At 60.4% G+C, this 9661-nt stretch carries 11 protein-coding genes and 1 pseudogene; 7 read left to right on the top strand and 5 right to left on the bottom strand.

Features of this window, described 5'->3' with window-relative positions; translation table 11 throughout:
* Window positions 1-110, bottom strand: a pseudogene (locus AC6RA8_RS18365) (50S ribosomal protein L25/general stress protein Ctc); the annotation flags it as partial.
* A gap of 148 nt (window positions 111-258) precedes the next feature.
* Between AC6RA8_RS18365 and AC6RA8_RS18370 the strand changes: the two are divergent.
* Window positions 259-1431, top strand: a complete 1173-nt coding sequence (locus AC6RA8_RS18370; protein ID WP_500354667.1) for an MFS transporter — start codon at window positions 259-261, stop codon at window positions 1429-1431.
* 54 nt (window positions 1432-1485) lie between these two features.
* Here AC6RA8_RS18370 and AC6RA8_RS18375 read toward each other — a convergent pair whose 3' ends face one another.
* Window positions 1486-2649 (bottom strand): alpha-hydroxy acid oxidase, encoded by a 1164-nt coding sequence (locus tag AC6RA8_RS18375; RefSeq protein ID WP_500354669.1) that lies wholly within the window; start codon window positions 2647-2649, stop codon window positions 1486-1488.
* 157 nt (window positions 2650-2806) lie between these two features.
* Here AC6RA8_RS18375 and AC6RA8_RS18380 point away from each other — a divergent pair, with 157 nt between their 5' ends.
* From AC6RA8_RS18380 to AC6RA8_RS18400, 5 genes are all read left to right on the top strand, one after another.
* Complete coding sequence (locus AC6RA8_RS18380; protein ID WP_500354671.1) at window positions 2807-3952, top strand: Acg family FMN-binding oxidoreductase; 1146 nt, start codon at window positions 2807-2809, stop codon at window positions 3950-3952.
* The gene (locus tag AC6RA8_RS18385) at window positions 3945-4391 is read left to right on the top strand and encodes a MarR family winged helix-turn-helix transcriptional regulator (protein ID WP_500354673.1); all 447 of its coding nucleotides are present in this window, start codon (window positions 3945-3947) and stop codon (window positions 4389-4391) included. Before AC6RA8_RS18380 ends, AC6RA8_RS18385 begins: the two co-directional genes overlap by 8 nt.
* A gap of 67 nt (window positions 4392-4458) precedes the next feature.
* On the top strand, window positions 4459-5157 hold the full coding sequence (gene trmB, locus AC6RA8_RS18390; protein ID WP_500354674.1) for a tRNA (guanine(46)-N(7))-methyltransferase TrmB: 699 nt from the start codon (window positions 4459-4461) through the stop codon (window positions 5155-5157).
* A 129-nt stretch (window positions 5158-5286) separates the two neighbouring features.
* The gene (gene aroA, locus AC6RA8_RS18395) at window positions 5287-6639 is read left to right on the top strand and encodes a 3-phosphoshikimate 1-carboxyvinyltransferase (protein ID WP_500354676.1); all 1353 of its coding nucleotides are present in this window, start codon (window positions 5287-5289) and stop codon (window positions 6637-6639) included.
* On the top strand, window positions 6636-7265 hold the full coding sequence (locus AC6RA8_RS18400) for a (d)CMP kinase (protein WP_500354678.1): 630 nt from the start codon (window positions 6636-6638) through the stop codon (window positions 7263-7265). The genes aroA and AC6RA8_RS18400 overlap by 4 nt, the downstream gene beginning before the upstream one ends.
* On the opposite strand, the gene AC6RA8_RS18405 is transcribed toward AC6RA8_RS18400, so the two are convergent.
* From AC6RA8_RS18405 to AC6RA8_RS18415, 3 genes are all read right to left on the bottom strand, one after another.
* The gene (locus AC6RA8_RS18405) at window positions 7262-7630 is read right to left on the bottom strand and encodes a hypothetical protein (RefSeq protein ID WP_500354679.1); all 369 of its coding nucleotides are present in this window, start codon (window positions 7628-7630) and stop codon (window positions 7262-7264) included. The two genes, AC6RA8_RS18400 and AC6RA8_RS18405, sit on opposite strands and share 4 nt — an antisense overlap.
* A 173-nt stretch (window positions 7631-7803) precedes the next feature.
* On the bottom strand, window positions 7804-8598 hold the full coding sequence (gene trpA, locus AC6RA8_RS18410; protein ID WP_500354680.1) for a tryptophan synthase subunit alpha: 795 nt from the start codon (window positions 8596-8598) through the stop codon (window positions 7804-7806).
* A gap of 59 nt (window positions 8599-8657) precedes the next feature.
* Window positions 8658-9143: an acyloxyacyl hydrolase gene (locus AC6RA8_RS18415; protein ID WP_500354682.1), complete on the bottom strand. Its 486-nt coding sequence runs from the start codon at window positions 9141-9143 to the stop codon at window positions 8658-8660.
* A 189-nt stretch (window positions 9144-9332) separates the two neighbouring features.
* Here AC6RA8_RS18415 and AC6RA8_RS18420 point away from each other — a divergent pair.
* Window positions 9333-9661, top strand: a 329-nt coding sequence (locus AC6RA8_RS18420; RefSeq protein ID WP_500354684.1) for a GTPase, incomplete at its 3' end; no start/stop codon positions are given.

Consider the following 9661-nt stretch of genomic DNA (forward strand, 5'->3'; position numbering starts at 1 on the left):
CCACCAAAAACAATCCCCGGAACCATACCGGCACGACGTGCCTGACGAGCGGCGCCCTTGCCTGTCCCCGTGCGTTCCAGGGCTTCGAGATCAGGAATCTCTCCAGCCATTGTATTTCTCCAAAGTTAGGGCAGGGTGCCTCCAAGGCTGTCACCCCGCGTGAAGGCTGCCTCTTAGACCGGTTCCAGTCGCTTGAAAAGATGCAAAATGCGCGGTTGGGGGCTGGACGATGTGCGTGGCCCGTGTCACCGCTTGCTCATGCGTATACTGAGCGATCTTTTTGCCTCTCGCCGCGCGCTCGCAGGCTTTGTCGTCGTGGGCTTTGGCTGGGCTGCGTTTTCGGCGCAGATGCCGGTGATCAAGGCACAGGTGGGCGTGGGTGACGGGGCCTGGGGCACGTTGGTGTTGATTGGGTCAACCGGTGCGTTGATGGCTATGTGGTTGGCCCCCTTGTTCTATCGTCTGTTCGGGCGATGGGCGATGATTGTGGGCGCGGCTTGCATGGTGGCTGGGTTTGTTTTGGCCGGTGCGGCACAAACGCCCATGGCCATTGGTATTGCGCTTTTCTTTGCTGCTGGCGGGTCGGGTATTGCGGACGTATTGGCGAATGCCGAGGTGAGTGAGGCCGAGGCCGAAACGGGCCGCAGCCTTATGAATCTGAACCATGGCTTATTCTCAGTCGCCTACGCCATGGCGGCAATTGGGGTTGGGGCCGCACGAGAGGGCGGATTTGGCCCGGTTGCTGTCTTTGCCGCCATGGGCGTGGCTGTTGCTGTCCTGTTCCCCTGGATGGTGCTGCCGATGCGCACGCAGACAGAAGATGAGGCGCAGGACGCGACCGGTATGCCCCGCGCCCTTGTCTGGGTCGGTGGTCTTGTCGTTTTGGCCGCGTTTCTGGGAGAGGCCGCCTCCGAAGGCTGGTCAGCCCTGCATGTAGAACGGACGCTGGGTGGTGGCCCGGCCGAGGGCGCGATGGGGCCTGCATTGCTGGCCGTTGGCATGGCTGTGGGACGGCTTGGCGGACATGTGTTCGGCGCAGGTTGGCCGCCGCTGCGCGTCATGATGCTGGCGTCTTGCATCGCTGGCGTCGGGCTTGCGCTGGCGGGCATGGCGCCGGGGCTGAGTACAGCTTATGTCGGCTTCCTGCTTGGAGGTTTGGGTGTGTCGGTTGTCGGCCCATTGGCGCTTGGTCTTGTGGGGCAGGCCGTGCGCCCGAAGTACCGCCTGGCGGCGATCAGCCAGGCCGCAGCGCTGGGCTATGCCGCCTTCTTCCTTGGGCCGGTCATCATGGGCTTCGTGGCCGAGGGCTTTGGACTGCGCGTATCCTTCTATGTCATCGCATGCATCATGTTTGCTGTTGCAGCCATCCTGCTGCCTGGATGGAACCGGATGCTGACGACACGCACCACGTCCATGTCTTCTTCTGGCTGAAAATACCTCGGGTGAGCGCAGCACGCACGGGGGCAGCTCCCCCATATCGCCTGCTTACTGCCAGCGTCCGCCGAAGCCTTCAGGCACCAGCAGGTTGTGCCGCCCGAGATTGGCCACGTTCGTTTCTCCACACAGTGCCATGGTCGTCTCGAGTTCCTTGTGGATCACGTTCAGTGCTTCGGTCACGCCCTGTTGCCCCATGGCACCGAGACCATAGACAAAAGCGCGGCCGATATAGGTGCCCTTGGCGCCCATCGCCAACGCCTTGAGCACGTCCTGGCCTGAGCGGATACCGCTGTCGAGATGCACTTCGACCTGATCGCCAACCGCATCAAGGATTGACGGCAGGGCGCGGATGGAGCTGAGCGCGCCATCAAGCTGTCGCCCGCCGTGGTTTGATACGATGATGGCATCGGCGCCGACCTTCAGCGCCATCTTGGCGTCGTCGGCGTCAAGGATGCCCTTGAGGATGACCTTGCCCCCCCATTGCTCTTTCAGCTTGGCGACCTTGTCCCAATCGAGCGTGGGGTCGAATTGTTCCGCTGTCCATGCGCCCAGCGAGGACGCATCGCTAATCCCGTCGACGTGGCCCACGATGTTGCCGAACTCGCGCCGCTTGGCGGACAGCATCTCGATCCCCCACGACCACTTGGTCATCAGGTTCGCGATGGTTTTGGCCGTCAGCTTGGGTGGGGCGGAGAGGCCGTTCTTCAGATCCTTGTGCCGCTGTCCCAGGATTTGAAGGTCGAGCGTGATGACAAGGGCGGAACAGTTCGCATCCTTGGCCCGCTGGATCAGGCGGCTGACATAGTTCTGGTCCTTCATCGTATACAGCTGGAACCAGAAGGGGGCGTTGGTGAAGCCGGCCACATCCTCGATCGAGTTGATCGACATGGTCGAGAGGGTGAAGGGGACGCCAAATTTCTCGGCGGCGCGGGCGGCTTTCATCTCTCCATCCGCGTGTTGCATACCCGTGAGGCCCACGGGGGCAAGCGCCACGGGCATCGCCACGTCCTGGCCGATCATCTGGGATTTGGTGGAGCGGCCCGACATGTCCACGGCCACGCGCTGGCGCAAGCGGATGTCATCGAAGTCCGAGGAATTGTCGCGGAAGGTCTGCTCGGTCCAGCTGCCCGATTCGCAGTAATCGTAGAACATGCGGGGCACGCGGCGTTCGTAGATGCGCTTGAGATCTTCGATATTGGTGATGACGGGCATGGCGAACCTTCGGTATTGGTTAGGTTTGCTTACCAATTTGGGTGATTTCAAACAAGGCATGATGTAACAACAGCCAAAAGTACGAAATGGGACTTGTTTGGTGCGATATCGTATTATATTGCGTATGTAGTTCGAAATCGTACCAATGGAGGCTTTCATGTCTTTATCCCGTCGCAAAACCCTCGCCCTGCTTGGGGGCGGTTCCATCCTCGCTGCAACAGGCGCTGCGGCCTATGCGGTGACCCGCACGCCGCAAACAGCGCTCAAGCCCTGGGCTATGGCAGGAACCTATGCCGAACCGCGGATGCAGGCGCTGTCCTATGCGATCCTGGCGCCGAACCCGCACAACCGGCAGCCGTGGCAGGTTGATCTGCGCAAGGATGGCGAGGTGACCCTGCGCGTCGACACCGACCGGTTGCTGCCGCACACCGACCCGTTCAATCGACAGATCGTGATTGGTCTCGGTTGCTTTCTTGAACTCATGACCCTGGCCGCGGCCGAACAGGGCTACGGGGTTGATCTGGATATTTTCCCGGATGGCGAAGACCCGGAAGGTCTGGACCACCGTCGGGTGGCTGTTGCACGCTTTGTCGAAGGGGCGGGCGCGCCTGAGCCGGACCTGTTCGGGCAGGTCATGCATCGCCGGTCCCTCAAGGAGCCGTTTGACACGGACCGTCCGGTTGATCAGGCGACGCTTGATAAGGTTCTGAGTGCTGCGACCCGCACGACCGTGGCAGGCTCAATCGCCGCTGACGACATTGCCGCGCTGCGGGTGCTGAGCCACGAGGCGCTGCGGATCGAGATCGAGACACCGCACACCTACAAGGAAAGCGTGGACCTGTTCCGCATTGGCAGGCGCGAAGTTGATGCAAACCCGGACGGGATCGACTTTAGCGGTCCGATGTTCGAGGCGATGGCCCTGACAGGCACCTTTTCCCGGGAGGCGGCGCTGGAGCGGGATTCGCTGGCTTACGAGGGCGGGCTGAAGGCGGTCTTTGCCAATGCGGACACCGCCATGGGGCATCTGTGGCAGATCACGCCCACCAACACGCGGGCGGATCAGATCGCGGCAGGCCGCGATTGGCTGCGTTTGAACCTTGCCACAACGCGGGCAGGGCTTGGTATGCAACCGCTGAGCCAGGCCTTGCAGGAGTATCCGGAAATGTCGGAGCTTTACTCCGAGGTGCATGACAGGCTGGCGCCAGCGGGCGGAACCGTGCAAATGTTTGCCCGGATTGGATATGGCCCCGATATCGCACAGAGCCCGCGATGGGATATAGAAAGCAAGATCGTGAATGCGTGACAGTGACCCGTCGGTCTTTTTCGAAGTGTTCAACGAGATCGGCATTATCGAACAGCTCAGCCGCGCCATTCTGGAGGCGCGGCTTCCGCACGGGCTGATCGCTCCGCATTTTGGCGTGTTGAACCATCTGACCCGTGTGTCTGATGGGCGTACGCCGATGGAGATGGCCCGCGCATTTCAGGTGCCCAAGACAACGATGACCCACACGCTCAAGGGGCTCGAGCAGCACGGTCTGGTCGAGACACGGCCCAACCCCGACGATGGGCGGTCAAAGAGGGTCTGGCTGACGGACAAGGGGCGTGCGGTGCGTGCGGAGACAATCGCGGGTCTGGGACCTGATTTTGCGAAACTGGCGGATGAGTTTGACGTCAGCCAATTGGTGGAAATCCGTCCGGTGCTGACTGCGCTGCGCGAATATCTGGATGCCGCACGGGATTGAGGCTGGCGCAGGGCACCTGCGCCTTACGCCATTGCCCCGGCGCGGGCGGCGCGGTACATGCGCGCCCATGACAGAACGCCCACATCGCAACTTTTACGGACGTCTGAAGGGCAAGACCCTGAAAGACAGTCAGAAACGTTATCTGGACGAGGATTTGGCCGCCTTGTCCCCTGGTCCTGTGTCCTGGGATGACAATCCTGCGCGCGATCCGCTGGATCTGGATACACTTTTTGGCGGCAAGCCTGTTTGGCTTGAGGTGGGCTTTGGCGGGGGGGAGCACTTGGTGCATCAGGCCGCCGAAAACCCTGATGTGGGGATTATCGGGGCCGAGCCATACATCAACGGTGTGGCGATGCTGCTGGGCAAGATCCGGCGGTCTGGCGTGCACAATCTGGCGGTGCATCCGGGCGATGCCCGTGATCTGATGGATGTGCTGCCCGAGGCGTCGATTGCGCGTGCCTTTTTACTCTATCCCGATCCGTGGCCGAAGGCGCGCCACCATCGTCGTCGTTTTGTAACGCAAGAGCATCTGGAACCCTTGGCTCGCGCGTTGAAACCCGGAGCGATCTTTCGGGTGGCAACGGATATTCCGGATTACGTGCGCCAGACGCTGGAAGAGGTGCCGAAAGCTGGCTTCGAGTGGTTGGCAGAGCGGCCCGGAGACTGGCGTGAGCCTTGGGGCGACTGGATCAGCACGCGCTATGAACAGAAGGCGCTGCGCGAGGGGCGGGTGCCCCACTACCTGACATTCCGGCGGTTGGGGTAAGGGACTCTGCCCCTGGCGCCTGTGCGCCTGCCCCGTGGTATTTTTGGTCACAAGAAACACGTGGCCGGTCTGGACGATGTAACACGGGCGGGGTAGGTCTGCGCCGACTGAAAAGATGCGAGCGCAAACATGTCCAGCCACGGTGATCCGATCCCCATGACCTCTTCCGCCTGTGGACCGCTCAGCGGCACGGCGGATGTGCCGGGGGACAAGTCCATTTCGCACCGGTCGTTGATCCTGGGGGCCATGGCCGTGGGCGAGACGACGATCACCGGGTTACTGGAAGGGCAGGACGTGTTGGACACCGGCAAGGCGATGCAGGCCTTTGGCGCTGAGGTGATCAATCACGGCGGTGGGTTGTGGTCCGTGCATGGTGTTGGTGTTGGCGGGTTTGCCGAGCCCGATCAGGTGATTGATTGCGGCAATTCCGGCACTGGTGTGCGTCTGATAATGGGGGCGATGGCGACCTCGCCCATTTCCGTGACCTTTACCGGCGATGCGAGCCTGAATGGCCGGCCGATGGCGCGAGTGACCGATCCGCTGGCCCTCTTCGGGTGCGAGACGGTTGGCCGGTCCGGGGGGCGTTTGCCGATGACCCTGGTGGGCGCTGTGGATCCGGTGCCTGTGGAATACACGGTCCCGGTGCCGTCGGCGCAGGTGAAGTCTGCTGTTCTTTTGGCGGGTTTAAATGCGCCCGGTGAAACCGTTGTGATTGAGGCTGAAGCCACCCGCGATCACACCGAGCGAATGCTGGCGGGCTTTGGTGCCGAGATTTCGACGGAGGTGACGGACAGGGGTTGGGTCATCAAGTTGAAGGGGCAGCCGGAGCTGAAGCCTTTGCATATTGATGTGCCGCGCGATCCATCCTCGGCCGCGTTTCCGGTCTGTGCGGCGCTGATTGTGCCGGGCTCGGATGTGCTGGTGCCCAATATCGGATTGAACCCGACCCGCGCTGGGTTGTTTACAACGCTGCGCGAGATGGGAGCGGATTTGATGTATGAAAACGAGCGGGAAGAGGGGGGTGAGCCTGTCGCCGATCTGCGCGCCCGGTTTTCGCCTGATCTGGTGGGTATCGAGGTGCCTGCCGAGCGTGCGGCCAGCATGATTGATGAGTACCCTGTGCTGTCAGTGGTGGCGTCCTTTGCCAAGGGGCAGACGCATATGCCCGGCGTGAAGGAGTTGCGCGTCAAGGAGAGTGATCGGATTGACGCGATGGCGACCGGGCTGCGCGCCGCTGGTGTGGCGGTCGAGGATGGGCCGGATTGGTGGACCGTGACGGGCCTTGGCCATGGGAATGTGCCGGGTGGGGTCACCTGTGCCAGCCATCTGGATCACCGGATTGCCATGTCCTTCCTCGTTATGGGGATGGCCACGCAAAAGCCGATGTCGGTGGATGATGGGGGGCCAATTGCCACGTCTTTCCCGATTTTCGAGCCGCTGATGGGTGGGCTTGGCGCGCAGGTGCGCCGCGATAACCGATGAGCGGGGACCCGTTTACCGTCGCGATTGATGGACCTGCTGCGGCAGGCAAGGGCACGATCAGCCGGGCCATTGCGGCGCATTTCGGCTTTGCGCATCTGGATACCGGTTTGCTCTACCGGGCTGTCGGTGCCCTGATGCTTGACGGGGCTGATCCGATTGAAGCGGCGCTGGCGTTGGATCCAAGCGCGTTGGAGGATGGCCGATTGCGCACGGCGGAGGTGGCGCAGGCCGCGAGCCAGGTTGCGGTGATCCCGAAAGTGAGGTCCGCGCTTCTGGACTTTCAGCGCGCCTTTGCGCGGCGTGCCGGTGGTGCGGTTCTGGATGGGCGCGACATTTGCACCGTGATTTATCCTGATGCCGAGGCGCAACTGTTTGTCACGGCAAGTGCCGAGGTGCGGGCGGAGCGCCGGTGGAAGGAGTTGTCTGCCAAAGGCGATGAGCGAACCATGCAGCAGGTGCTTGAGGATGTGCGCAGTCGGGATGCGCGCGACAGCGAACGGGATACGGCGCCGATGAAACCAGCCGTGGGAGCGCGGGTCATCGACACATCGGATATGACGACTAAAGAGGCCGTCGCTGCGGCCATTTCACATGTTGAGGAACGCCGACGTGCACAGGACGGCTAGCCGGCCTGCAAGGCGCCATTCAAGTCGGCCGAGTCCATGATGACGTAAGATGTGTAGGTGATCTTCCAATCGCCGTCGTCACCCCGTCTCAGGAGAGAGAAGGCAGGGTAGGGCTGTTGCACCAGAATGTCCCGGCTGAGCAGCCTTGTTTCGTGTGTCGCAGCCACCTCGTCTTCGCCACGAAAGCTGGCTGACACGCAATGCCGTGCCATCATTGTGACCTGCTGTTTGACCAAGTGAGCATGGACTGCATCGAATGTGGACTTCAGATCCGCGCGGGTGTGTATCAGGCGTTTGGCCTCAAGTGTTTCAATTTCGTAAGGAAGAGAGAAGCACAGCGCGAAGCTGTCAAAATCCCCAGACATTAACGCTTCCCCGGTACGCGTTAGCAAGTGTTCTGAGACATCAGACGGCGAAGATAGGACGGTGGGCATTACAAGCTACTGTTCAGATACTCGTACAATTGTGCCACAATACGCAAAAAATTCAATGATTTCAAAAATTTCCCGCGAGGCGGGAAATTTGTCTTTCGAGCGGCTCAGGCCGCATGTGCACCATCCGCAAGCGTCTTGACGAAAGCCAGCACGGTTTCGACGTTATCACCGGCGGCAATGCGGCTTACGATGGCCGAGCCGACAACTGCGCCATCTGCCACCGAAGCGATGGCCTTGGATTTTTCAGGCGTGTTGATGCCGAAGCCGACAATTACGGGCAGATCGGTTGCGGATTTGATCCGCGCGACTTCAGGACCCACATCTCCCGCTTCGGCTTCGGCTGCGCCAGTGATGCCGGTGATCGAAACGTAATAGACAAAGCCCGAGGTGTTCTGCAGCACACGCGGCAGGCGCTTGTCGTCGGTTGTTGGTGTGGCGAGCCGGATGAAGTTCAACCCGGCGGCCTGAGCAGGGATACACAGCTCGCTGTCTTCCTCGGGCGGCAGGTCGACAACAATCAGGCCATCAATCCCTGCATCCTTTGCCTTTGTCAGAAATGCGTCGACACCGCAGGAGTAGATGGGGTTGTAGTACCCCATGAGCACGATCGGCGTCGTGTCATCGGTTTCCCGGAAGCTGCGGGCCAGGTCGAGCGTGCGGTCCAGTGTCATTCCGGCCTCGAGCGCGCGCTGCCCTGCAAGCTGAATGGTTGGTCCATCCGCCATCGGGTCCGTGAAGGGCAAGCCAAGCTCGATGATGTCTACGCCCGCGGCAGGCAAGCCCCGCACGACTTCGAGCGACGTATCGTAATCGGGGTCACCCGCCATGATGTATGACACAAAAGCTTTGCGTCCTTCGGCTGTGAGGGCCGCGAATTTGGCGTCGATCCGGGTTGTCATCTCAGTCTCCTGTCCGTCCTACCTCACCTGCCAAAGCGGTGCAGGAAAGGCAAGCGTCGTCAGAACCTGAAATGGTACCTAAGGGAATAGGCATTCATACCGGGGTTCTCATCGGCAAGGTTCGCATTCGACTTATGTGAGATGGCGGCGGAAATCGCGTGCCCATTGTCGAACTGATATCCAACGCCGAGAAGTGACCGGATCTGAAAGGTGGATCCAAGAAAGTTCTGAAACGTCCCTTCTTCGTAGAGGCCGGGCATAATGCTGTTGTCGATGAACCAACCACTGTTCCATTGCCAGCGCGACCAGATACCGCCACCAATAAAGGCGTCGCCTTCGCCGGTCACGCTAGCGTTTGCACCCCAAGCGACAGACAGAACGCGCTTTTGCACGAACGGCGTGTGGCGATACTCAAGATCAAAGATCGCACTGTCCTGTCCGCCTTCGCCATAATCTGTTGTGCCAAGCGCAAAGGTTACTTCTTGTGCGGATGCGGTAGTGATGCTGATCAGTATTGAAATGATGGCAACATAAATACGGTTCATGTTGTTGTTCCTAAGTCTAAATTTCCGCCGCGACCAATAACTGTGCCTGGCCCGAACCACCATGATCAATACGGCTCCGTCAATTCAAATTCTTTCAAGAAAATGCGATCATTTTGTCCAAACCTGTCACCGCCTTGCACCTGTTCGCTGTCCTGCTAGAAGCGGCGCAACCGCTGAAAGGACGATGAGATGGGTTTTAAGATGGGAATCGTGGGCTTGCCGAACGTGGGCAAGTCGACACTTTTTAATGCGCTGACCAAAACGGCGGCAGCACAAGCGGCAAACTTTCCCTTCTGTACGATTGAGCCGAATGTAGGCGAAGTCGCAGTTCCTGACGCCCGTTTGGACAAGCTGGCGGCCATTGCGGCGTCTAAGCAAATCATTCCGACCCGCATGACTTTTGTGGACATCGCCGGTCTGGTAAAAGGCGCGTCGAAAGGCGAGGGGCTAGGCAACCAGTTCTTGGCCAACATCCGTGAGGTTGATGCCATCGCCCACGTGTTGCGCTGTTTCGAAGA

It is taken from the genome of Tateyamaria sp., from assembly GCF_059783535.1.

Excerpts from the sequence above, each read along its gene's own strand:
- AC6RA8_RS18380 (WP_500354671.1), top strand. The coding sequence starts at position 2,807 with ATGTCTTTATCCCGTCGCAAAACCCTCGCCCTGCTTGGGGGCGGTTCC.
- AC6RA8_RS18400 (WP_500354678.1), top strand. The coding sequence starts at position 6,636 with ATGAGCGGGGACCCGTTTACCGTCGCGATTGATGGACCTGCTGCGGCA.
- AC6RA8_RS18415 (WP_500354682.1), bottom strand. The coding sequence starts at position 9,143 with ATGAACCGTATTTATGTTGCCATCATTTCAATACTGATCAGCATCACT.
- AC6RA8_RS18375 (WP_500354669.1), bottom strand. The coding sequence starts at position 2,649 with ATGCCCGTCATCACCAATATCGAAGATCTCAAGCGCATCTACGAACGC.
- AC6RA8_RS18370 (WP_500354667.1), top strand. The coding sequence starts at position 259 with ATGCGTATACTGAGCGATCTTTTTGCCTCTCGCCGCGCGCTCGCAGGC.
- aroA (WP_500354676.1), top strand. The coding sequence starts at position 5,287 with ATGTCCAGCCACGGTGATCCGATCCCCATGACCTCTTCCGCCTGTGGA.
- AC6RA8_RS18405 (WP_500354679.1), bottom strand. The coding sequence starts at position 7,630 with ATGTCTGGGGATTTTGACAGCTTCGCGCTGTGCTTCTCTCTTCCTTAC.
- AC6RA8_RS18385 (WP_500354673.1), top strand. The coding sequence starts at position 3,945 with ATGCGTGACAGTGACCCGTCGGTCTTTTTCGAAGTGTTCAACGAGATC.
- trmB (WP_500354674.1), top strand. The coding sequence starts at position 4,459 with ATGACAGAACGCCCACATCGCAACTTTTACGGACGTCTGAAGGGCAAG.
- trpA (WP_500354680.1), bottom strand. The coding sequence starts at position 8,598 with ATGACAACCCGGATCGACGCCAAATTCGCGGCCCTCACAGCCGAAGGA.